General features: G+C 67.9%; 20 protein-coding genes. 11 read left to right on the forward strand and 9 right to left on the reverse strand.

Annotated features, from left to right (window positions below; genetic code table 11):
• The first annotated feature begins 8 nt into the window (after positions 1-8).
• The 3 genes from plsY (at position 9) to topA (ending at position 4,417) form a co-directional block, all read left to right on the forward strand.
• Positions 9-650, forward strand: a complete 642-nt coding sequence (gene plsY / locus Q8K49_RS04705; RefSeq protein WP_305304440.1) for a glycerol-3-phosphate 1-O-acyltransferase PlsY — start codon at positions 9-11, stop codon at positions 648-650.
• Complete coding sequence (gene dprA, locus Q8K49_RS04710; protein ID WP_305304441.1) at positions 647-1,738, forward strand: DNA-processing protein DprA; 1,092 nt, start codon at positions 647-649, stop codon at positions 1,736-1,738. The genes plsY and dprA overlap by 4 nt, the downstream gene beginning before the upstream one ends.
• An 81-nt stretch (positions 1,739-1,819) precedes the next feature.
• On the forward strand, positions 1,820-4,417 hold the full coding sequence (gene topA / locus Q8K49_RS04715) for a type I DNA topoisomerase (RefSeq protein WP_305304442.1): 2,598 nt from the start codon (positions 1,820-1,822) through the stop codon (positions 4,415-4,417).
• A 29-nt stretch (positions 4,418-4,446) separates the two neighbouring features.
• On the opposite strand, the gene Q8K49_RS04720 is transcribed toward topA, so the two are convergent.
• The 3 genes from Q8K49_RS04720 to Q8K49_RS04730 form a co-directional block, all read right to left on the reverse strand.
• On the reverse strand, positions 4,447-4,866 hold the full coding sequence (locus tag Q8K49_RS04720; protein ID WP_305304444.1) for a molecular chaperone DnaJ: 420 nt from the start codon (positions 4,864-4,866) through the stop codon (positions 4,447-4,449).
• Positions 4,867-4,870: 4 nt separating this feature from the next.
• Positions 4,871-5,710, reverse strand: a complete 840-nt coding sequence (locus Q8K49_RS04725) for a division plane positioning ATPase MipZ (RefSeq protein WP_305304445.1) — start codon at positions 5,708-5,710, stop codon at positions 4,871-4,873.
• 114 nt (positions 5,711-5,824) lie between these two features.
• Positions 5,825-6,475, reverse strand: coding sequence for an SPOR domain-containing protein (locus Q8K49_RS04730; protein ID WP_305304447.1), 651 nt, complete (start codon positions 6,473-6,475; stop codon positions 5,825-5,827).
• Between the two features lie 75 nt (positions 6,476-6,550).
• Here Q8K49_RS04730 and panC point away from each other — a divergent pair, with 75 nt between their 5' ends.
• A complete protein-coding gene (gene panC / locus Q8K49_RS04735; RefSeq protein ID WP_305304448.1) occupies positions 6,551-7,423 on the forward strand; it encodes a pantoate--beta-alanine ligase in 873 nt (290 codons plus the stop codon).
• Between the two features lie 7 nt (positions 7,424-7,430).
• Here the strand turns inward: panC and Q8K49_RS04740 are convergent, their stop codons facing one another.
• The 6 genes from Q8K49_RS04740 to Q8K49_RS04765 all read right to left on the reverse strand — a co-directional run bounded on the left by Q8K49_RS04740 (position 7,431) and on the right by Q8K49_RS04765 (position 12,229).
• Positions 7,431-9,128, reverse strand: coding sequence for a hypothetical protein (locus Q8K49_RS04740; RefSeq protein ID WP_305304450.1), 1,698 nt, complete (start codon positions 9,126-9,128; stop codon positions 7,431-7,433).
• A 177-nt stretch (positions 9,129-9,305) separates the two neighbouring features.
• Positions 9,306-9,578 (reverse strand): hypothetical protein, encoded by a 273-nt coding sequence (locus Q8K49_RS04745; RefSeq protein WP_305304452.1) that lies wholly within the window; start codon positions 9,576-9,578, stop codon positions 9,306-9,308.
• On the reverse strand, positions 9,575-9,934 hold the full coding sequence (locus Q8K49_RS04750) for a peptidase inhibitor I78 (protein ID WP_305304454.1): 360 nt from the start codon (positions 9,932-9,934) through the stop codon (positions 9,575-9,577). Before Q8K49_RS04750 ends, Q8K49_RS04745 begins: the two co-directional genes overlap by 4 nt.
• A gap of 24 nt (positions 9,935-9,958) precedes the next feature.
• Complete coding sequence (locus Q8K49_RS04755) at positions 9,959-10,264, reverse strand: hypothetical protein (RefSeq protein WP_305304456.1); 306 nt, start codon at positions 10,262-10,264, stop codon at positions 9,959-9,961.
• A gap of 5 nt (positions 10,265-10,269) precedes the next feature.
• Positions 10,270-10,731: a DNA polymerase III subunit chi gene (locus Q8K49_RS04760; RefSeq protein WP_305304458.1), complete on the reverse strand. Its 462-nt coding sequence runs from the start codon at positions 10,729-10,731 to the stop codon at positions 10,270-10,272.
• Between the two features lie 22 nt (positions 10,732-10,753).
• Positions 10,754-12,229: a leucyl aminopeptidase gene (locus tag Q8K49_RS04765; RefSeq protein WP_305304460.1), complete on the reverse strand. Its 1,476-nt coding sequence runs from the start codon at positions 12,227-12,229 to the stop codon at positions 10,754-10,756.
• 134 nt (positions 12,230-12,363) lie between these two features.
• Between Q8K49_RS04765 and Q8K49_RS04770 the strand changes: the two genes are divergently transcribed.
• From Q8K49_RS04770 to Q8K49_RS04800, 7 genes are all read left to right on the forward strand, one after another.
• Positions 12,364-13,497 (forward strand): LptF/LptG family permease, encoded by a 1,134-nt coding sequence (locus Q8K49_RS04770; protein WP_305304462.1) that lies wholly within the window; start codon positions 12,364-12,366, stop codon positions 13,495-13,497.
• On the forward strand, positions 13,494-14,624 hold the full coding sequence (gene lptG, locus Q8K49_RS04775; RefSeq protein WP_305304463.1) for an LPS export ABC transporter permease LptG: 1,131 nt from the start codon (positions 13,494-13,496) through the stop codon (positions 14,622-14,624). The genes Q8K49_RS04770 and lptG overlap by 4 nt, the downstream gene beginning before the upstream one ends.
• A 58-nt stretch (positions 14,625-14,682) precedes the next feature.
• Positions 14,683-17,112, forward strand: coding sequence for an LPS-assembly protein LptD (locus Q8K49_RS04780; protein ID WP_305304464.1), 2,430 nt, complete (start codon positions 14,683-14,685; stop codon positions 17,110-17,112).
• A 99-nt stretch (positions 17,113-17,211) separates the two neighbouring features.
• On the forward strand, positions 17,212-18,549 hold the full coding sequence (locus Q8K49_RS04785; protein ID WP_305304465.1) for a peptidylprolyl isomerase: 1,338 nt from the start codon (positions 17,212-17,214) through the stop codon (positions 18,547-18,549).
• A 2-nt stretch (positions 18,550-18,551) separates the two neighbouring features.
• The gene (gene pdxA, locus Q8K49_RS04790; protein ID WP_305304466.1) at positions 18,552-19,553 is read left to right on the forward strand and encodes a 4-hydroxythreonine-4-phosphate dehydrogenase PdxA; all 1,002 of its coding nucleotides are present in this window, start codon (positions 18,552-18,554) and stop codon (positions 19,551-19,553) included.
• A 217-nt stretch (positions 19,554-19,770) separates the two neighbouring features.
• On the forward strand, positions 19,771-20,589 hold the full coding sequence (gene rsmA, locus Q8K49_RS04795) for a 16S rRNA (adenine(1518)-N(6)/adenine(1519)-N(6))-dimethyltransferase RsmA (RefSeq protein ID WP_305304467.1): 819 nt from the start codon (positions 19,771-19,773) through the stop codon (positions 20,587-20,589).
• A gap of 395 nt (positions 20,590-20,984) precedes the next feature.
• Positions 20,985-21,497 (forward strand): hypothetical protein, encoded by a 513-nt coding sequence (locus tag Q8K49_RS04800; protein WP_305304468.1) that lies wholly within the window; start codon positions 20,985-20,987, stop codon positions 21,495-21,497.
• Positions 21,498-21,682 lie beyond the last annotated feature (185 nt).

Consider the following 21,682-nt stretch of genomic DNA (forward strand, 5'->3'; position numbering starts at 1 on the left):
CGAATCACTTGCAGGATCTGGTCGGCCCGGCTTTGGGGACGGTCGCGCTCGCGGCAGTGGGCGGATACCTGCTGGGCTCCATCCCGTTCGGAGTGATCCTGACCCGACTGGTGACGGGCGAGGATGTGCGCAGCATCGGCTCGGGCAATATCGGCGCGACCAACGTCCTGAGGACCGGACGCAAGGATCTGGCCTTCGCCACCCTGATACTGGACGCCGGCAAGGGCGCGGCGGCTTTCCTGGTCGCGCAGGCGCTGTTCCCCGGCGTACCGGCCATCGCCGCCGTCGCGGGCGGCGCGGCCTTCCTCGGTCACCTGTTCCCGGTCTGGCTCGGCTTCAAGGGCGGCAAGGGCGTAGCGACCTTCTTCGGCCTGCTGCTGGCCGCCGCCTGGCCGCTGGGCCTCATGGCCGGAGCGTCCTGGCTGATCGTCGCGACCCTGTTCCGCATGTCGTCACTGGCCGCGCTGGTCGCGGCAATCATGGCCCCGCTATTCGCCCTTCTGCCCCTGCCGCTGATGGGCCTGCCCACCTCGGGACCGGTGCTGGCGCTCGCGCTGGCGACGGCGGTCCTCATCTGGATCCGGCACCATGAGAATGTCGCCCGCATCCTGAAGGGGACCGAGCCCCGGATCGGCGCGAAGAAGGGGTGACCCCTTCCCACGCAGAGCGTTTTGCGCGCCTGCGTCTGGCGCGGACCGACAAGGTCGGGCCCGTGACGTTTCGACAGTTGCTGGAGCGATTCGGCTCGGCGGAGCGGGCGCTCGAGGCTCTGCCCGACCTCATCCGGCGCGGTGGAGACCACGGCCATGTCCTGCCCCCGGTCGATCGGATCGAGGCCGAGATGGAGGCGGGCGAGCGCGCCGGAGCCCGGCTGATGGTTCTGGGCGACGCCGCCTATCCCGACATGTTGGCGGCCGTCGATCCGCCCCCGCCGCTGCTGTGGACCTTGGGCGACGCCGCCCTGATGGCGCGGCCCTGTATCGCCGTGGTCGGCGCGCGGATCGCCTCAGCGGGCGGCCAGAGGATCGCGCGCGGTCTGTCGCAGCAGTTGGGCGAGGCCGGCCATGTCGTGGTGTCGGGACTGGCGCGCGGCATCGACGGCGCGGCCCATACCGGCGCGCTGCCGACCGGAACCGTGGCGGTGCTGGGCGGCGGGGTGGATGACATTTACCCACCCGACAACGCCGACCTATACGCCCAGATCGCTGAACAGGGCTGTGTGGTCTCAGAGAGCCCGGTGGGCGCCCGGGCGCAGGCGAAGGATTTCCCGCGACGCAACCGCATCATCTCGGGCCTGTCGCGCGGAGTGATCGTGGTCGAGGCGGAACTGCGCTCCGGCTCGCTGATCACGGCCCGGCTGGCGGGCGAACAGGGCCGCGACGTCTTCGCCGTGCCGGGCTCGCCGCTGGACCCCCGGTCGCGGGGCCCCAACGAACTGCTGCGGCAGGGCGCCATTCTGTGCGAGGGTCTGGAGGATGTGGAGCGGGCCTTCTCCACCCTGCGGACGCTGTGCGAACCCGGACCGGACAATCCCTTCGACGGCGCGCCGGACGAGATCGAGGCCGTGCTGATCGAGCGGGTCGCGGCCCTGCTGTCGCCCACGCCGACGCCGCGCGACGAACTGGCCCGGGCGCTGGGCCTGCCGATCGGGACGGTGGCGGCCGCGCTGCTGGAGCTCAATCTGATGGGGCGCGCCGAGCTTCTGCCGGGCGGCCTGGCCGCCGCCCGATCGCCCTGATTTCCAGCCCCGATTGACAGCGGCGCTCGCGCCAACCACGTTCCGCCCCCTTTCCGAGCCCGCGCAAGGCCCCCTCCCCGCATGAACCTCGTCGTTGTCGAGAGCCCCGCAAAGGCCAAGACCATCAATAAATACCTGGGCGCGGACTTCACCGTCCTGGCGTCCTATGGCCACGTGCGCGACCTGCCGTCGAAGGACGGCTCGGTCCTGCCGGATGACGATTTCGCCATGAGCTGGGAAGTCGACGCCCGGGCGTCGAAGCGGATGTCGGAGATCGCCGAAGCGGCGAAGAAGGCCGACCGGGTCATCCTCGCCACCGACCCCGACCGCGAGGGCGAGGCGATCAGCTGGCACGTGCTGGAGATCCTGACCAGGAAGAAGGCGCTGAAGGACACCGCAGTCGAACGGGTCACCTTCAACGCCATTACCAAGTCCGCTGTGCTGGAGGCCATGGCCAATCCGCGCCAGCTGGATATGGAGCTGGTCGAGGCCTATCTGGCCCGGCGCGCGCTGGACTATCTGGTGGGCTTCACGCTCTCGCCCGTGCTGTGGCGCAAACTGCCCGGCGCCCGTTCGGCGGGTCGGGTGCAATCGGTGGCCTTGCGCATCGTCGTCGATCGCGAACTGGAGATCGAGGCCTTCCGGGCCCAGGAATATTGGTCGGTCGAAGCCGACCTGGCCGCCGACAGCCCACCCTTCACGACCCGGCTGGTCAAGCATGCCGGCAAGCGGGTGCAGCGGCTGGACATCACCTCCGAGGCCATGGCCAACGCCGCGCGCGACGCCATCAAGGCGGGCAGCTTCACCATCCGGTCGATCGAGAAGAAGCCGGTCAAACGCAGCCCGTCTCCACCCTTCACCACCTCGACCCTGCAACAGGAGGCGGCGCGCAAGCTGGGCTTCACCGCCCAGCGGACCATGCAGGCGGCGCAGAAACTGTATGAGGGCGTCGACGATACGGGTGGCCTGATCACCTATATGCGGACCGACGGCCTGTCGGTCAGCCCCGAGGGCATCGCCCAGACGCGCGAGGTCATCGCCGACCGGTTCGGTCCGGCCTACGTTCCGGAACAACCGCGATATTACAAGACCAAGGTCAAGAATGCCCAGGAGGCGCACGAGGCGATCCGGCCGACCAACCTGACCCGCCATCCGGACAGTTTACGGCTCGAGGGCGACCTGTCACGGCTGTACGAACTGATCTGGAAGCGGATGATCGCCAGCCAGATGGAATCGGCCCGGCTGGACCGGACGACTGTCGACGTCGAGACGCCGGACGGCCAGACCGGGCTGCGCGCCACCGGTCAGGTCGTCGCCTTCGACGGCTTCATCGCGGTCTATGAAGAGGGTCGCGACGACAAGCCGAAAGACGGCGTCGATGACGAGGATGACACCACCCGCCTGCCCGCGCTGAAGGAAGGCGCCACAGCCAAGGTGGAGGCGATCCGAACGGACCAGCATTTCACCGAGCCGCCACCGCGCTTTTCGGAAGCGACCCTGGTCAAGAAGCTGGAAGAGCTGGGCATCGGTCGGCCTTCGACCTACGCTTCCATCCTGACCACCCTGCGCGACCGCGAATATGTCCGCATGGACAAGAACCGGTTCATCCCGGAGGACAACGGGCGGCTGGTCACGGCCTTCCTTGAGCAGTTCTTCGCCCAATGGGTCGAATACGACTTCACCGCCGCGCTCGAGACCAGGCTGGACGAGGTTTCCGCGGGGGATCTGGACTGGAAGGTCGTGCTGCGCGACTTCTGGAGCCAGCTGAAGCCGGCGACGGACGCGGTCACGGCCCGCCAAGGCGTGATCGATGAGCTGGACACGGCGATCGGGCCCTTCCTGTTCCCCGACAAGGGCGACGGCGCCGACGCGCGGCTGTGCCCGCTGTGCAAGACAGGGCGACTGCACCTGAAGGCCAGCTTCAAGATGAAGTCGTCCTTCATCGGCTGCTCCAACTATCCCGAATGCCGCTACACGCGCGGCTTCGGCGCTGCGACGGGCGTCGAGGACGGTGGCGATCGCGACCTCGGTGTCGATCCGGCGACCGGCGCGCCGGTGGCGCTGAAGATCGGGCGGTTCGGGCCCTATGTGGAGACCACCGTCCCCGGCGAGGAGAAGCCGAAACGGTCGTCCCTGCCCAAGGGCTGGTCGCCGGCGACCCTGGCGCTGGAGCAGGCCCTGCGCCTGCTGGCCCTGCCGCGCGAGGTCGGAATCCATCCGGAGGACGGCAAGCCGATCACGGCGGGCCTCGGCCGCTACGGACCGTTCGTGCTGCACGCCGGCACCTACGCCAATGTCGCCGACATCGACGAGGTGTTCGACATCGGCCTGAACCGCGCGGTGGTGCTGCTGGCCGAGAAGCGGGCAGGCAAGTTCGCGGGGCGCGGGGCGGCGACGGCGCCGCTGAAAGACCTCGGCGCCCATCCGGAGACGGGCGAGCCGGTGCACGTCATGGCGGGCCGCTTCGGCCCCTATGTGAAGTCGGGCAAAATCAACGCGACGCTGCCCAAGGGGACGGCGCCCGAGGATCTGACGATGGAGGCGGCTCTGCCTTTGCTGGCCGCCCGTGCGGCGGCCGCGCCCGCCAAGGGCAAGAAGGCGCCGGCGGCGAAGAAGGCGGCTCCGAAGGCGGCGGCCAAAAAGCCTGCGGCGAAGAAGAAGAAGAAGGCGACAACCTGAACATGGTTGCTCTCCCTCTGGGAGAGGGATCAAGGTTTCAACAACCGGTCACGCGCGGCATTGAGGCGGGAGGCGAGGCCTTCCGTGCCGCCCTGATCGGGGTGGGCGCGGCCCATCAATCGTTTCCAGGCGGCATTGATTTCCTGCGGCGTGGCGGCGGCGGCGACCCCGAGCAGCGACCGGGCCTCGGTCTCGCTCATGGCCTCTGACCGCGGGGGCAAGACGCGCTGACGGGAAGCGATGGTCAGCCACAGGCCGGCGCCGATGAGACCGGCCGCCGGCAACCAGGCCGCCCGGAAGGCCACGAGCGCGCCGGCGCCCATCAGCACCGCGCTGAACAGGGTGGCGGCGACCCGCCACTGGGCCCGGCCGCGACGTTCGCTGTGACGGCCCAGACGGATCAGGGCCCAGATTGCGATCGCCGCCAGGACCAGCCAGGCGAGATTCAACGGATCACGCTGCGGAATCCAGCGGGGCGTCGAGGGCTCCGCCGTCCAGCCCGAGAGCCAGCATCAGATTGCGCATCTCCTGCCGCGCCGCGACATGAGCCAGGGACACGGCGACCGGTCGGACGTCATTGGACAGGTCGGCGACGGTCAGGCCAAACGGGAAAAGTTCGCGATAGATAACCCGGTCGCGCAGGCCGGGGCCGATGCGGAAGCCGACCCGGCGCGCCAGCTTCTCCGTCCGTTCCTCAAGCCGCTGACGATTGCGGGCGGCGGCCACTGCCATGCGGTTGACCACGACGATCCAGTCGATCGTCGCATTGCGCCCCTCGGTGATCGCCCGGTGCTTGCGGGCCTCCCAGACGCTCTCGGAATAGATCGAAGGCTTGAGCAGCTCGAGGGTGACCGGATCGATCTGACCCAGAAGATCGAAGTCGACGAAGCTGTCGTTCATCGGGGTGACGATCTGGTCGGCAAGGCCGTGAGCGGTGCGCGACAGCAGGGTGTCGCCGCCGGGGGTGTCGATCAGTATGACGTCGGCCTCGGCCCGGGCCTGGACCATGGCGGCGTCGAAACGGGCGAGTTGCACCTGCTCGTCAGCCTTGGCCAGCGCCTTGCCGTCGCCCATGTCAGGCTCGACCGGCATCGGCAGAATCTGATTGTTGCCAGCCATCCAGGCGGCCCGATTGGCGAAGAATTTGGCCATCGACCGCTGGCGCAGGTCCAGATCGATGATGGCGACGCGCCGACCCGCGTGCAGCAGACCGCAGACGATGTGGATCGCGAGCGTGGACTTGCCCGCTCCGCCCTTTTCGTTACCGACGACGATGACCGCAGGGTCAGCCATGGATGTTCCGCCCTTTGACGACCGCCGACTCAGACGCGCGGCCGCAGGGTCACAAAATCGCGTCCGCAGGCGCGGACGTCAACGCAAGGATGGGCGGCGGCTGTGGATGCGGGGTCAGGCGACCCGATCGCACCAGGGATCGTCGATGCCCGCAGCGGCGCAGACGGCGGCGGCTCCGGCGGCGGGGGCTGTGACCTTCAGCCGGGTCAAGCGACGCCCCCCGACCTCGACGCCCTCGTAGACCGGCGACAGACCCTTCAGGGCCCAGGCGGCCTCGCCGGACCTGAGCCGGGACCAGGCCGAACGGGCAGCGGCCTCGCTGGAATAGGCGCCGAGCTGAACCAGACCCCGATTGGCGCGGGGCGCGACCGGGCGGGAGGGCGCCAGGGCGGGGCGCAGGTCAGCCCGCGACGAGACGGCGTCGATGCGGGCGGAGACCTGCTGCACCACGGCGTCAGCCACCGCGGGCGCGGCAGCGGCGACCAGCCGTGGGGCGGCGCGTTCGACGGCGCCGTCCAGCCCGTCACGGGCGTCCCAGAGCGCGTGGGGGTCCATGACCTCGACCCGGAGCGCCGGACGCAGGCCCGCGTCAGCGGCGGTGCGGGGCGGGGCGGCTGCAGCGCGCTTGCCATTTACATCGATGGCGGCGACGGACTCGGCCAGGTTCTCAAAGCGATGCGGATCGCTGTCGATCATGCCGCAGGCGTTCAGGCCGGCGGCCGCGACGAGCACAACGACTGGACGAAGGATGCGGCTGGGCGTCATAAGCCCACACTGGCACGGCAGGATTTGCCGCCCGGTTCACAAGCACGCTTAAGGCGAAGGGTTAATCCGTTCATCATGGCCGAGACTGACCCCCTTCCCGTGGTCCGCAGCGTCGCGGCGCTGCGAGACACCGTAAGCGGTTGGCGGCGGCAAGGGTTCACCGTCGGCTTCGTGCCGACCATGGGCGCGCTGCACGAAGGCCATCTGACGCTGGTGCGGGAAGCTGGCCAAAGGGCGGACCGGGTCATAGCGAGCGTCTTCGTCAATCCGACCCAGTTCGCCGCCCACGAAGATCTCGGAACCTATCCCCGACAGGAGGCGCGGGACGCCGAACTGCTGGCGGAGGCCGGCTGCAACCTGCTGTTCGCGCCGTCGGTTGAGGAAATGTATCCGGCGGGCGCGACGACCACGATCAACGTCGGCGGGCTGGCCGGGGGACTGGAAGGTGACTTCCGGCCGCAGATGTTCGGCGGCGTCGCCCTCGTGGTCGCCAAGCTGCTGAACCAGGTCCGGGCGGATGTGGCGGTGTTTGGCGAGAAGGATTGGCAGCAGTTGATGGTCGTGCGCCGGTTGGTCCGCGACCTCGACATTCCGACCGAGATCATTGGGTCACCGACGATGCGGGACGGTCACGGCCTGGCCCTGTCCTCGCGCAACGCCTACCTGACAGCGGCGGAGCTTGAAATCGCCCGGCAGCTGAACGGCGTTCTGGCCGAGGCGGGAGCGGCGGCGGCATCCGGGGCTTCGCTGGATACTGTCGAGCGGGACGCCTGCGAGGCCCTGCTGCGGGCGGGCTTCAGCCACGTCGACTATGTCGCCGTCCGTCGGGCAGACGATCTGGCCGTCTTCCCGGCCGAAGTAGCCGAGGCGCCGGCGCGTATTTTGGCGGCGGCCTGGCTGGGGCGCACGCGGCTGATCGACAATATGGCGGTCGCCAAGCCGTCCTGATGCAGCATCAGGCCAGTTTCAGGTCCATGGCGCCGCCGATCCATTCGATGCGTGACCGGCGCCGGGCCTCGGCGGCGGCGGCGACGTCGCCCAGGGCGGCCTCAGCCTCGGCCAGCACGAAATAGCTGTACGGATCGTTCGGCCAGTCCTCGATCAGCTCCAGAACCTTGGCCCGGGCGCCGGCGGCGTCGCCCTTGAGCAGCAGGGCGGCGGCGAGGCTGCGGCGGGTGGGATACCAGACGATCGGCGGATCGCCCCCCTCCTCGCCCTGACCCTGAATCGCCGCCGCGCGCGTGAAGGCGGCGATCGCCGCGTCTGCGTCGCCCGCGATCATCGCCGCGCGGCCTTCGAGGACGCGCTGGGACAGTTCGGTGAAATCACGCCGCTCGCCGGCCATCGGCCCCGAGGCGAAGGACGGATCTGTGCGGAGCGTTTTGATGGCTTCAGCTTCGGCGCGCACGCCCGCAGCGTCTCCCGCGCGCGCCGCCGCCTCGCCCCGCGCGTAACGCCAGCTGACGCGCAGCATCGGATGGGTGGCGGCCGGCTCCCGCAGACCCGCGACCTGTTCCGTCGAACCGAACCGGCCGTAGTTGGCATAGGCGTTGTTGGCGACCATCTGGCGCCACATGTTGTCAGCGGGAATGTCCGGATATGTGGCCAGGAACCATTCGGCGAGCTTCAGCCCCTCCTCGGCCCCGCCCGCCATCAGGGCGCCGCCCATGCCGAAATGGATGTTGTGACCGTGCAACGGCATGCCGGGCACGCCGCCCGGCGGCCGCGCGAGGCTGTCGTATTGCCGGTCCAGCGCCACGGCGTTGACGTTGGACATCATGGCGTCCCGATAGCGGCCGACGCGATAGAAGGTGTGCGACGGCATGTGCACGAGATGGCTGGCCCCGGGGGCCAGCGACGCCAGCCGTTCGCCGTAGGGGATGGCCTTGTGCGGATCGTCAGACCATTCCGTCAGGTGGATGTAGAGATGGATGGTCCCCGGATCGTCGGGCGCCGCCGCCAGCGCCTGTTCCAGAATTCCCATGGCGCGGGTGATGCCGGGGTCCTTGGCCTTGCCGTCATCATCCCACCATTCATCGGCCTTCAGCATCCAGGCGTCGGCGGTGATGGCGGCGACGGTGATGTCCGACGGATTGCCGCGTGCGATCCGGTCCATGGCCAGTGCGAAGCGCCGATCGCGCGATCCCTTTAAGCCCGAATACCGCTGGACCAGGGCGTCGATCATCTGGCGCTGCATCGGTGTGGCCCGGCGCGCCAGCCGGCGGGCCGCGCGCGCGGCCTTCAGGGCGGCGGACTGGCTGTCGTCGTCATTGCCGCCGCCGTTCAGATTGGGGCCCAGGGCCCAGGCCTCGCCCCAGGCGCACATGCCGCAGGTCGGGTCGAGCAGCCGCGCCTTGCGGAAGGCCCGCACCGATTCCTTGTGCTCGAACGCCCAGCGCAGCCGGACGCCGTGGTTGAACCAGGCCTGGGCTTCGGGGACAGCCGTATCGACAGTGAAGCCGCCGGTTCCGAAACCCTCGACCATGACCATGTCGGCGACGGGCGTACCCGTATTGGCCGAGACCGCGGGGCCGCAGACCTGGGGCCGTTCGATCCGGTCCAGAGCGGCGCGCTCGGCGGTCGCGTCGGCGACGGCCACGGGTCCGATCAGCGAAACGGTCAAGGCGACCCCGGCCATCAGAAAGGTGCGCATGGTCGGGGCCTCCCCTGCCCCGGAGCGAAATCGGTCTTGGTGGACGCAGTCCGCCAAGGCGCAGATTTCGCTCCAGTATGATGCTGGACCATTTTTTGGATTCAGGTCGAGTCGACCTGAAGCAAAAATGATCCAGCCGCCACCTTGTCGCGAAAGCCGACGTTCGCCAAGGCGGGATCAGCCGCAGTCCACGCTCTCGATGATCCCGGTGGCCTCATTGAACCGCACGTTCAGACGGTCAGGCCGCAGATCCTTGGTGGTCGGACAGGTGGTGCAGACGATGCGGACATTGGCGCCCTGCGGAAAGGACACGGCGCCGACATGGCTGCCGATCAGCGATCGGGCGGCCCCAGCGCTGCACTGCTGCGGGACCGGCGTCTGGTCCGGCGCCGGATCGACCGGCGCGCAAGCAGCCAGCGCCAGACCGGAGAGCAAAGTGATCGCCTTCATCCGCATTTGACCTCGCGGATCACACCGGTGGTTTCGTCGAACAGGATGTTCAGCCGCGAGGGGCTGTAGTCCATCGTCACCGGACAGGTGGTGCAGGTCACGCGCCAAATCTCATTGGTCGGTCTGGGCGGCAGTTCAGAGCGGTTGCGGCCGATATAGCGCTGGAATTGGTCAGCCCTGCACTGCTCAGGTCCGTCCAGCGGAGGAGCTGCCCGGGGGGCGTTATCGCGGCTGACCGCAGGCGTCGTCGGATTGCGGCTCGGGGTCGTCCGCGGAGACGCGTTTTCCTCCACAGGCGCAGGCGCGCAGGCGGTCATCAGGCCGGCGGCGGCGAAGGCGAGGATCAGGGTCTTCATCGGCGGGGTCTCCCTTCAATGGCTTCAGCCGCAGCGGACCTGTTCGACTATTTCGGTCTGTTCGTCGAAAAAGATGTTCAGACGGTGGGGTGAATATTCCTCGGTGATCGGACAGGTCGTGCAGGTGACGCGCCGGTTCACGACATCGACCGGAACGGGGATGTCCGTTTTCGGTTTCCCGACGAGCCATTGAAGCTCGCCCGCCCGGCACATATCGGCGGTGGGATTGGAGGGGCGCGAACCGGTCGGCTGATTGATCTGTGCTTCCTCGATCGCCCGCGGGGCAGAGGCATCCGATGCGGGCGTCGCACAGGCGGCCAAGGCCAGCACTACGATCAGGCCGCCTTTTCCCAGCCCCCTTCTGGAGACTGTTTCCAATAGGCCAGCGCCGCGCCCTCGTCCTTGAGCGCCTTCCACCGGACCCGCGCACCCGTCAACGCCGCCTCGTCCCGTCCGTCGAAGATGATGAAGCATCGTTCAAAGCCTTTCGTGTCGCCCAGTTCAGAGCCGTCCACAATGAACAGCGCCTGAGCCGCGTTCGGGTTCTCATGTGATTCTGTCAGCAGGATGGGCTGGCGAGCGGCACCCGGACCGGTCGCGCGACCATGCGCCAGGAAGCTGTCATCGCGATACGTCCACAGCCGCTCGTCGATATCGTCGAGCAAACGGGCGTCGGACGCGCGCACCAGCGCCCGCCACCCGCGCTCGCGCGTCTTCTCCATCAGGCCGGGCAGCACCTGTTCCAGGGTCGACCGCTCGAGATGGTAGAACCAGATTTCCGGTTTGGCGTCAGACACCCGACCCTGCCTTCTCAGAGACTTACGACTCGTAGTTATCAGCCACCATCCGATCGAGCGTGCGCACGCCCCAGCCGACGGCGCCGTCAGGAACGGTCGGATTGCGACTGTCCTTGACCCAGGCGGTCGGGGCGATGTCGATGTGGGCCCAGGGCGTGCCGTTGGTGAAGCGCTGCAGGAACAGGGCGGCGGTGATCGAGCCGCCGGCGCGGCCGTTGCCGGTGTTCTTCACATCGGCGATCGGGGTGTCGATGTGGCGTTCGTAGAAGGCCGGGATCGGCATCCGCCAGGCGTTCTCCCCGACCTTTGGACCGGCCGCGAGGAAGTTGTTCGCCAGTTCGTCAGAGTTCGAGAACACCCCGGCGTACTCAAGCCCGAGCGCCACGATCATGGCGCCCGTCAGGGTAGCCAGGTCGAGCATGAATTTCGGCTTGAACCGCTCCTGGGTGTACCAAAGGCAATCGGCCAGGACGAGGCGACCTTCGGCATCGGTGTTCAAAATTTCGACCGACTGGCCAGACAGCGACATGACCACATCGCCGGGACGCTGGGCCGCGCCGTCGGGCATGTTTTCGACAAGGCCTATGACGCCGATCACATTGACCTTGGCCTTGCGGCCGGCGAGCGCGTGCATCAGGCCGACCACGGCGGCCGAGCCGCCCATGTCCCACTTCATGTCTTCCATGCCGTCGGCGGGCTTGATCGAGATGCCGCCGGTGTCGAAGGTCACGCCCTTGCCGACGAACGCGATGGGCTGGTCCCCCTTCTTGCCGCCGTTCCACTTCATGATGACGACCTGGCTGTCGCGGACGCTGCCCTGACCGACGGCCAGAAGGGTGCGGAAGCCGAGCTTCTCGAGCTCCTTCTCGCCCAGAACCTCAACCTCGAGGCCCAGCTTCTCGAGGGCCTTCACCCGCTTCGCGTACTCTTCCGGGTAGAGGACGTTGGCCGGTTCGGCGACGAGGTCGCGCGCGAACTCGACCGCCGTGGCCACCGCGGAATAGGCCGCGTAGGCGGCGTCGGCAGCCTTAACATCGGCGGCAACCACGCGGATGGTCTCGATCGACGGCGTCTTCTCGGGCTTCAGCGTGGTGCGGTATTTGAGGAAACGGTAGGCGGCCAGACGGGCGGCGAAGGCGGCGCGCGCGGCCTGGTCGGCGGTCAGCGCCTGGGCGTCTATGGTCAGGGCCGCCGCGCCCGACAGCTTGACGGCGTGATAGGCGGCGCCGGCGGCGGCCTCCAGCGCCAGGTCGTCGAACTTGCCCGCGTCGCCCGCGCCGCTGAGCAGGATAATCCCGGCGTCGACCCCGGCCGGGGCGGCGACGACCAGGGTACTGTTGGAGCCACCGGTGAAACGACTGGCGCTCATCGCCTTCGTCAGGGCGCCGGAAGTCGCCGTGTCGAGTTGGGGACCCATGCCGTAGAGAACCCGGCCTTCGTGGACCAGAACGGCCAGAACCTCAGCAGCGCCCGCGGACGTGACGAACTCGATCTTCATTTACTACTCCCGCCGGGCGATACGCCCCGGCTCTGTGTCGATGGTGCAAGCGCGCGCGGTTCCACCGACGCGTTCGTGTGTGTATTAGATGCTCTCCCTCCCCGCCGCCTGCAACCGGCGATTTTCTGCCGCATATGACCCTGATCCAAGGCTATCTTTTCCGGCAAATCGCCCGCCCTGTCGTGGGCGCGTGCGCCGCCTTGGCCGGAATCGGCATTCTGAGCCAGAGCCTCGACCAACTGGAAGTCATCGTCGAGCGCGGCCAGAGCGTCTGGGTCATGGTCAAGCTGACGCTGCTGGCCGTGCCGCAACTCCTCGCCGTAATCATTCCAATCGGTCTGTTCGTCGGCGCCCTGATCGCCTTGACGCGGCTGCAGCGCGAACAGGAGCTGACGGCGGTGTTCGCCTCGGGCGTCACGCGCTGGTCGGCGATTCGCCCGGCCGTGAGGGTTGCCGCTATCGCGGCCCTGCTGACGCTGATGGTCACCACCGTCGGCCAGCCCTGGGCGCAGCGGCAGGCGCGGGCCGAGGCCTTCGCTGTCCGCACCGACCTGGCGGCCCTGCTGGTCGAGGAGGGACAGTTCGTAGAGGGAGCAAACGGTTTGACCGTCTACGTCCAGCAGATCGAGCAGAACGGCCTGTTGAAGAACCTGTTCGTCTATCTGGAAGAAGGCGACAAGGTCACCACTTGGGACGCCGCCGAAGCCCGGTTCAGCCGGGTCGACGGGCAGCCCGTTCTGACGCTGATCAACGGGTCGTGGCAGCGATACTCGTCGCGTGGGGTGCTGGAGTATCTGTCGTTCGGTCGCCAGGACGTCGCCCTCGGCCAGTATTCCGAGGTGACCGAGCGGGTGCGCTACAAGCCGTCGGACCTGTATCTGACGCAGCTGTTCAATCCGTCGCCGCAGGACCTCGAGCGGGTCGGGTCGGCGGGTGAGCTGAGGGCCGAGGGCCACTCGCGGCTGTCGGCGCCCCTCTATGCGCTGATGGCCATGGCTATGGCGCTGACAGCGATCATGGGTGGGCAGTTCAGCCGGACCGGCTACAGCCTGCGAATCGCCAAGGCCGCGGGCCTGTTCCTGATCGTCCGCATCGCCGGCTATGGCGTGATCTCGGCCAGCGCCTGGAATGGCTGGCTGAACATGTTCCAGTATCTGCTGCCGATCGTGGCGACCGCCGTCGCCCTGAGGCTACTGTTCCGGGCGCTGAAACCCCGCCGACGTCCAGTCTGGCCCAGCTTTGAGCGGCTCAAGGCGCGCTTCGCATGATCAGTCGCACCTCCTTGCCCGTGCCGTGGCTGAGGCTCGGCCGAATCGAACGCTATGTGCTGGTCCAGCAGGCGCGGTCGTTGGGGATTGCCCTCGGCGTCATCGCCGCCCTGATTATGCTGATCGACTTCGTGGAGGTGTCCCGGGGGGTCGGCTCCGACGTCGATCTGTCCGGCGTGCGCATTCTCGGCCTGATGCTGCTGAAGTCGCCGCAGGTGATCATCCAGCTGCTGCCGTTCGTCTTCCTGTTCGGAACCCTGGCGGCGTTTGTGGGCCTGAACCGCCGCAGTGAGCTGATCGCCATGCGGGCGGCGGGCGTCTCGGCCTGGCGGTTCGTGCTGCCGGCCGCGGGCGCGGCCCTGATGTTCGGCGTCGTCACCGTCGCCGCCCTGGGACCGATGGCGGCTTCGGCGGACGGCCTGTTCCAGCGCGAGCGCGCGCGCCTGTCGGGATCGGCGGCCGGAGCCGAGGCCAGCCCGACGGTGTGGATCCGCGAAGGCGACGACACGCGCCAGATGGTGGTCCGCGCCGAGCGGCAGGACCGCTCGAGCGCGCGGCTGCTCGACGTCACCTTCTTTATCTACACCAACAACGCCGACGGCATGCGGACCTTTTCGGAGAGGATCGATGCGGAATCGGCGTCCCTCTCGAACGGGAGCTGGAGGCTGGTCAATGCGGTCGGGGCGGAGATCGGCCAGCGCGCGGTGCGCTACGCCACCCTGGATCTGCCCTCGAGCCTGGCGGATAAAGAGGCCTTCGAACGCTTCGCCCGACCACAGTCGACATCCTTCTGGTCGTTGCCGGCCCAGATCGACCGTGTCGAGGCGGCGGGTTTTTCCTCGACCGCCTATCGGCTACGGCTGCAACAGCTGTTGGCCACGCCGCTGATGTTCGCCGCCATGTCCATCCTGGCCGCGGCCTTCTCGCTCCGACTGATGCGGCTGGGCGATCTGGCGAGAATGAGCGTCGCGGCGGTGGTGCTGGGGTTCGGATTCTTCTTCGTCAACCAGGCGGCGTCTGCCTTCGGTTCGGCGGAAGTGATTCCGCCGTGGCTGGCGGCCTGGCTGCCCCCATTGCTGACAGCGCTCGCCGCCTTCACCTTGCTGTTCTATACCGAAGACGGCTAAGCGATCCGGCCTGCCTCCCGGCTTGCCGGACCGTACGCCCTCCAGAGTGAATTCTTGCATGCAGCGTGACCGCCGCGCGCCCGCTTTGGGAGCCTTGCGCTACCGGCTTCTGGCCGGTGCGGCCGCGATCGCGCTGGCGTCTCTGGGGGGAGCAGCCAAGGCGCAGCAGACGCCCCCGGCGCCTGCGCCCGTCGGACCAGGCGCCGACGGGCTGACGCCCAACGCTGTCTATATCGAAGCGGATTCCGCGTCGCGAACCGGCGACCTTGTCACGGCCGAGGCCCCGGGGGCCGACCGCGTGCTCGCCCGGTTCCGGGGCGCGACCCTGAGAGCCGGGGCCGTCAGCTATGACCTCGGTCTGGGCATCGCCACAGCGGACCGGCAGGTCGAGTTCAGCGACCCTGAGGGCAATGTCGTCTTCGCGAGCCATCTGGAGCTCGACTCGGACCTGAAGGCGGGCGTGGCGGTCGATTTCGCCACCCGTTTCCGCAATGGCGCCAGCCTGATGGCCGCGACGGCGGTGCGCCGGAGCGAGAACGTCAATGAGCTGAACTACGTCATCTTCACGCCCTGTCCGATCTGCGACGCCGAGGGGAACCCCAAGGAACCCAGTATCTCGATCCAGGCGGAGAAGGTGGTTCAGGACGAGGATCTGCGGGCGATCCTGTATCGCAACGCCGTTTTCCGGGTTGGAGGCATCCCGGTCTTTTACCTGCCGTTCTTCGCCCATCCCGATCCGACCGTCAAACGTGCCTCGGGCTTCCTGGTCCCAATCCCCAGCTATGACGAAGGGCGCGGCCTGAGCCTTGAAGTTCCCTATCTGCAGGTCGTGTCGCCGTCCGAAGACTGGCTGATCAGCCCGCAGGTCAACACCGACGTCGCGCCGCTGCTGAACCTGCAATGGCGCCGACGGTTCGCCGACGGAATGATCGTCGCCCGCGGCGGCTATACCTATGAGCGCAGTTTCGGCGACTTCGACCTCGACGGCGACGGCGACGCCGAGAGCAATGTCAAATACGGCGACCGCACAAGCCGCAGCTATTTCCTGAGCCATGGCCGGTTCGACCCTGACGGGCCCTGGCGCTGGGGCTTCACGGCCGAACGCGTGTCGGACAAGACCCTGTTCGATCGCTATGACGTCCGCGATCCCTATCAGGACAACGGCCTTTATTACGGGGACCAGCGGCGGCTGATCACCCAGCTTTACGCCGAGCGGCAAACCGCACGGTCGTATGTTTCGGTCGCGGCCTTCGCCCTGCAGAGCCTGCGGGTCACGCGCTTCGATCCGGTCACTCCGGCTCTGAACGGTTTCGAGGCTGACGGAGCCCTGCCGATAGTCGCGCCCCTGATCGAGGCGCGGTGGGAGCCGGACGGTCCCATCCTCGGCGGCCGCCTGCGCCTGCGCGGCTCGGCGGTCTCGCTGTATCGCGACGACTATGTCGGCGGCCCGGTGCTGCGCCCGGAAATCATCCCGACGGGCTCGACTCTCGGACTGCCGGGCGTCGACAGCCGGCGGGTCTCAGGTCAGGCCGAATGGCGGCGGGCCCTGATCTCGCCCCTCGGCGTACGTTGGGAGCCGTTCATCGACGTTCGCGCCGACCTGTATTCTGTCGGAGACCTGCCGCCCATGTTGGGGCTGGAGGAAGAAGTCGTCTCCCGCGGCCGCGCCACGGCGGGCCTGGATATCAGCTACCCCCTGTTTCGTCGCGTCGGCCCCGGCGCTGATCTGATCCTGGAGCCGATGGCGCAGCTGTCGGCCTCGACGACTTCCGACCTCGATCCGCGCATTCCCATCGAGGACAGCCAGACCCTGGAACTGGACGAGAGCTCGCTGTTCCGGACCGACCGCTTCCCCGGCTACGACCTGTACGAAGGCGGTCCTCGCCTGACGATAGGCGCCCGCGCGACCCTGCGCTGGAACGAAGGTCGTCAGGCGAGCCTGTTCATCGGCCGCAGCTACCGCGCGGATGAGGAACCCGCCTTCCTGACGCCGGTCCCCGATGCGCCGGCGCAGCTCTATAACCCTACCGGCCTGGCCGCCCAGACCTCTGACTGGGTCGTTCAAGGCAGTTTCTCGCCGTCGGACCGCATCCGCGGCTGGGGCCACGCCACGATCGATTCGGCAGGCGAAATCCGTCGGGCGGAAACCGCCGTGGACGGCCGCTGGGGCCGACGCAATCTGGCGACCGTCAGCTATATCATCGACCGCTCGAACCCGCTGGCCGGGCCGCTGAACCGCAACTACGAATTCGTGCAGTTGTCAGGCCAGCAGTTCGTCTATGGCAACTGGGGCGTGGCCGCTTCGGGCATCGCCGATCTGGAGCGGGACATCATTACCCGCTCGGAAGTGGGCCTGCTGTTCGACGACGACTGTTTCCGGTTCGAGATCGGCTATCGGCGCGACAACACCCGCGTCCGCCCGTCCGGACCGTCGGGAGGCATCTATGTGCGCCTAAACCTCGCCACTTTCGGCGGTACAGGGTATTGACGCAGCGACGGGCGCTGACGGCCGGGCAGCCCGGGGGCGCGCGGTTCGCAAATCCGGGACGAAAACCGGAACAGCGCCGCTTGAGGAACCAGAACTGACATGGGTTTGCAGCGTTACATGACGGGCGTGGCGATCGCCGCCCTCCTGGCCGGTTCGGCCATGGCCCAGACCGCGCCTCCGGTGCAGCCGGCCGCAGCTGGCAATCTAAATCCGGCGGCTGAAGCCGCGCCGGCTCCACCGCCTGCTGCGCCAGCCTTCCAGATGTCGGACGGCATCCTGGCCACAGTGAACGACAGCGTCATCACAGGCTTCGACCTGCGCCAGCGCATGTTGCTGCTGATCGCCATGACCCAGGTCCAGCCGACCCCCGAGAACATTCCCGCCATCCAGCAGCAGGCGCTGAGCGCCCTGGTGGATGAGCGGCTGCAGGTCCAGGAGCTGGCGAAATACGAGGACCTGGTCATCAGCGACGAACAGGTCCAGCAAGAAATCACGGCCATGGCCCAGGAAGTGGGCGCCTCGCCCCAAGCGTACGTCGACTTTCTCACCCAGGGCGGGATCCGTCCCAGCACCCTGCGCGAGCAGCTGCGGACGCAGATCGGCTGGTCGCAACTGGTCGGCGGCAGGTTCCAGAGCCGGGCCCGGGTCAGCCGTGCCGCCGTGACCGCTGCCATGCGCCAGGTTTCGGAAGCCGCCGCCAAGAAGCAGTATCTGATCGGCGAAATCTACATCGAGTCCGCCCGTGTCGGCGGCCAGCAGGCGGCGCTGAACGGCGCGAACCAACTGGTGCAGCAGATGGTCCAGGGCGCGCCTTTCCAGGCCGTGGCCCAGCAGTTCTCGGCCGCGCCTTCCGCAACGCGCGGCGGCGACGCCGGCTGGGTCGTCGAAGGCACCATGCAGCCGGCCCTTCAACAGGCGCTGGATCAGCTCGAAGTCGGACAGCTGTCCCGGCCGATTCCCGTCGATGGCGGAGTCTACATCGTCTATATGCGCGACAAGCGTGATGGGGCCTCGGCCAGTCTTGTGCAAATCAAACAGGTGATGATCGCACTGCCGGATACCGCGTCCGAGGCCGACGTGGCCGCCGCGAGCCAGCGGTTGGAAGCCCTGCGTCCGCAACTGACCTGCGACACCATGCTGGCCCGGGCGACATCGGAGCAGGGTCTGCTCGGCACCGATCTGGGCGAGGCCGATGTTCAGAACCTCGCCCCGCAATTCCAGCAGGTCGCCCGGTCCGCGGAAGTCGGCTCGGTCAGCACGCCTGTGCGCACCCCGCTGGGCGTCCACCTGCTGGGCGTCTGCGGTCGCCGCGTCGGCGGGACCGAGGCTCCCAATCCCCAGGACGTCGAGAACACCCTGTTCCGCGCGAACCTCGCCACTCTCGCCCGCCGTTATATGCGCGACCTGCGCGAGGACGCCCATATAGAGTATCATTAGTGATGACCGGTCCTTCGCCGCTGGTCCTGTCCATGGGCGAACCGGCGGGCGTGGGGCCGGAGATCATCGCCAGGGCCTGGGCCGCGCTGCGGACCGAGGGTCCGGTCTTCGCCGTCATCGGCGACGCCGCCCTGCTGCGATCACAGGGCCAACCGGTTGAACCGGTTCTGTCGCTCGTCGACGCTCCTGCTGTCTTCGGTCGGGCCATTCCGGTGCTCGACAATCCCTTGCCCAGGCCCGTGACGCCAGGCCGTCCCGAATCGGCCAACGCCGGGGTGGTGGCCGACTGGATCGAACAGGCAGTCAGCCTGGCCCTGTCCGGCGAGGCCTCGGGCATCGTCACCGCCCCCATCGCCAAGGCCCCCCTGTACGCCGCCGGCTTCCGCTACCCGGGCCATACGGAGTTCATCGCCGAACTGACGGCTGACGCGCCGTTTGCGGGAACGCGCGGACCGGTGATGATGTTGACGGCCAGGGATCTGCGCGCCTGCCTTGTCACCATCCATGCCCCCTTGTCCGAGGTGCCTGAGCTGGTCACTGCCGAGCGAGTCTGCCGCACCGCCCGCGTCGTCCATGAGGCGATGAAACGCGACTTCGCCATCGCCGCGCCGCGACTGGCGCTGGCGGCCCTGAACCCGCACGCGGGCGAGAGCGGCGCCATCGGGCGGGAGGAGATAGAGGTGCTGATCCCCGCGGCCGACGCCCTGCGCGCCGAGGGCATCGCGATCACCGACCCCCTGCCCGCCGACACCCTGTTCCACGACGCGGCCCGGGCGACCTATGACGCCGTCCTGTGCCTCTACCACGACCAGGCCCTGATCCCGGTCAAGACGCTGGACTTCTGGGGCGGGGTCAACACGACCCTCGGCCTGCCGGTGATCCGCACCTCGCCGGATCACGGCACGGGCTTCGACATCGCCGGGAGGGGCGTGGCCCGGGCCGACAGCCTGATCGCGGCGGTGCGGCTGGCGGGAACCATGGCGGCGGCGCGCGCGGCGGGGTAGCGATCCCTCACTGCTATCGTCATCCTCCGGCGAGCGAAGCGAGACCGGGGGACCCAGCGGCGCGCGCGAGCGCGAAACTGTCGAGAACGCCACCGCCGGACACAGCCTGCCTGAACAGGTCGCCTTCGGCGCCGCTGGGTCCCCCGGTCTGCGCGGCTGCGCCGCTTGCCGGAGGATGACGATAGCGGGGGGAAACTGCGTCACGTAAGGAAGGCGCGTGAATCCCACCGACCTCCCCTCCCTGCGCGAAACCCTCGACGCCCACGGCCTGCTGGCGAAGAAGAGTTTCGGCCAGCATTTCCTGCTGGATCTCAACGTCACGCGAAAGATCGTGCGTCTGGCGGGCCCGTTCGAGGGTCGGGCGGTGATCGAGGTCGGCCCCGGTCCCGGCGGGCTGACGCGGGCGCTGCTGGAGAGTGACGCGGGCCGGGTGGTGCTGGTCGAGAAGGATCCGCGCTTCCTGCCGCTGCTGGCCGAACTGGACGACGGCACAGGCCGGCTGACCGTGGTCGAGGCCGACGCCCTGAAGGTGCGCGAGGCCGAGTTGGTCGAACCGATCCCGGCGCATGTGGTGTCCAACCTGCCCTACAATGTCGGCACGCCCCTGCTGATCAAATGGCTGACCGGGCCGTGGACGCCGCACGCCCTGACCCTGATGTTCCAGAAGGAGGTCGCCGAGCGCATCACCGCCGCCCCCGGTGACGACGCCTATGGCCGGCTGGCGGTGATCAGCCAGGCGGTCTGCGAGGCGCGCCTGGTCATGCACCTGCCCGCCGCCGCCTTTACACCCCCGCCCAAGGTGGCCAGCGCCGTGGTCCATCTGGTCCCGCGCCCGGACCGGCCCGACGCGGAGACGCTGAAACGGCTGGAACGGATCACGGCGGCGGCCTTCGGACAGCGCCGCAAGATGCTGCGGTCCAGTTTGAAGACGCTGGGCGGGGCGGCCCTGTGCGAGGCGGCGGGCATCGAGCCGGACGCCCGGGCGGAAGTGGTGGACGGGGCGGGGTTTTTGCGGCTGGCGGGGGCGTTGGGGTAGCGCCCGCTCCCGTCATCGTCGGGCTTGACCCGAGGATCAGAGGCTGGATCAGGCTGGAGGACGGCCCGAGGGCCCTCGTTCCTTACGGAGCACCCTTATGGTCTGATCCTCGGGTCAAGCCCGAGGATGACGGCTGTGGGATGTGGGTGGTCGGAAGGTCCGCTTGACGGCCGGGCGGGTGAGACGGCCTTCGACCCAAAGCGGACGTTTGAACCTCCGATGCGAAACGTGAGGCTAGCCAGCGGGCCACGAACGAAAGGTCATGCCTTTGACAACAGGGACTTCAACGCTGGTTCCGGTGTCAAAGCGATTCAGCTGGACGCCTCGGCTCTCCGGTGCCCAGCTCAGCAGACACGTCACGCTCGCTAGGCTAGACTATGCGACCGGAGGGAGTGATGACCGAAGATATTCGCCGTCATATCGTGGACCTCGCACGAACTCGGAAGGCTGAAGAGGAAGCGCGAGAGGACGGTAAGCGTCGCGCTCTGTCCGGATTGGCAGACATGAAGCGAGACGTGGAACAACTCCTCGCTACCGTCCCCGAGACGCGTCTTATGAGAGACCCGACCGTGCACCTTGGAACTCGGACCGGGTATCACGTGCAGGAGGACAACTTCTGGCACAGCGAAGACGGCCCGGCGTTGCTGGTCACGGACTGTATGGTTTTTTACTACAATCCACACTCGGGCCGCTGGTGGTCTGGCCTTCACTCTCATGGGCCACAAAGTCGCGAAGAGGTATTCGCCACCTTCAAGCATCAAGTCGCTCGGTGGGTCGTCGATAAGTACCCAGCTATCAAAGCTGCGGAACCCCCGCAGCAAGAGCCGATCGGTTGCGCCCTAATCCTCGCTCCGGTTCTTCTAAGTGGCCTGTTCGCGGGAGGAGCTGTGTTGGTTCGGCTGATCTGAGTCCAACACCATCCGCACCATCCGCACCCCATCGGCCTCGACGAACTGCGGCATCAACCGCGGCTCCAAGGGAGGGCTTCGAGACGAGGTTGTAGCGATAAACCTGCGTGCGCTTGCCGTGCTCCCGGACCCAATCGCCGGATCTTCCCGACAATAGTTTGTGTCATAAGTCCTTTCGAACAGGG

Origin of the sequence: Brevundimonas sp. (assembly GCF_030682035.1) — a bacterium.
Lineage (GTDB): Bacteria > Pseudomonadota > Alphaproteobacteria > Caulobacterales > Caulobacteraceae > Brevundimonas.

Bases quoted from the DNA above. Each gene is read 5' to 3' on its own strand.
- Q8K49_RS04800 (WP_305304468.1), top strand. From the start codon at position 20,985: ATGACCGAAGATATTCGCCGTCATATCGTGGACCTCGCACGAACTCGG.
- Q8K49_RS04730 (WP_305304447.1), bottom strand. From the start codon at position 6,475: ATGACGCCCAGCCGCATCCTTCGTCCAGTCGTTGTGCTCGTCGCGGCC.
- Q8K49_RS04725 (WP_305304445.1), bottom strand. From the start codon at position 5,710: ATGGCTGACCCTGCGGTCATCGTCGTCGGTAACGAAAAGGGCGGAGCG.
- pdxA (WP_305304466.1), top strand. From the start codon at position 18,552: ATGACCGGTCCTTCGCCGCTGGTCCTGTCCATGGGCGAACCGGCGGGC.
- Q8K49_RS04770 (WP_305304462.1), top strand. From the start codon at position 12,364: ATGACCCTGATCCAAGGCTATCTTTTCCGGCAAATCGCCCGCCCTGTC.
- Q8K49_RS04785 (WP_305304465.1), top strand. From the start codon at position 17,212: ATGGGTTTGCAGCGTTACATGACGGGCGTGGCGATCGCCGCCCTCCTG.
- Q8K49_RS04740 (WP_305304450.1), bottom strand. From the start codon at position 9,128: ATGCGCACCTTTCTGATGGCCGGGGTCGCCTTGACCGTTTCGCTGATC.
- panC (WP_305304448.1), top strand. From the start codon at position 6,551: ATGGCCGAGACTGACCCCCTTCCCGTGGTCCGCAGCGTCGCGGCGCTG.
- Q8K49_RS04745 (WP_305304452.1), bottom strand. From the start codon at position 9,578: ATGAAGGCGATCACTTTGCTCTCCGGTCTGGCGCTGGCTGCTTGCGCG.
- topA (WP_305304442.1), top strand. From the start codon at position 1,820: ATGAACCTCGTCGTTGTCGAGAGCCCCGCAAAGGCCAAGACCATCAAT.
- Q8K49_RS04765 (WP_305304460.1), bottom strand. From the start codon at position 12,229: ATGAAGATCGAGTTCGTCACGTCCGCGGGCGCTGCTGAGGTTCTGGCC.
- Q8K49_RS04750 (WP_305304454.1), bottom strand. From the start codon at position 9,934: ATGAAGACCCTGATCCTCGCCTTCGCCGCCGCCGGCCTGATGACCGCC.
- Q8K49_RS04780 (WP_305304464.1), top strand. From the start codon at position 14,683: ATGCAGCGTGACCGCCGCGCGCCCGCTTTGGGAGCCTTGCGCTACCGG.
- lptG (WP_305304463.1), top strand. From the start codon at position 13,494: ATGATCAGTCGCACCTCCTTGCCCGTGCCGTGGCTGAGGCTCGGCCGA.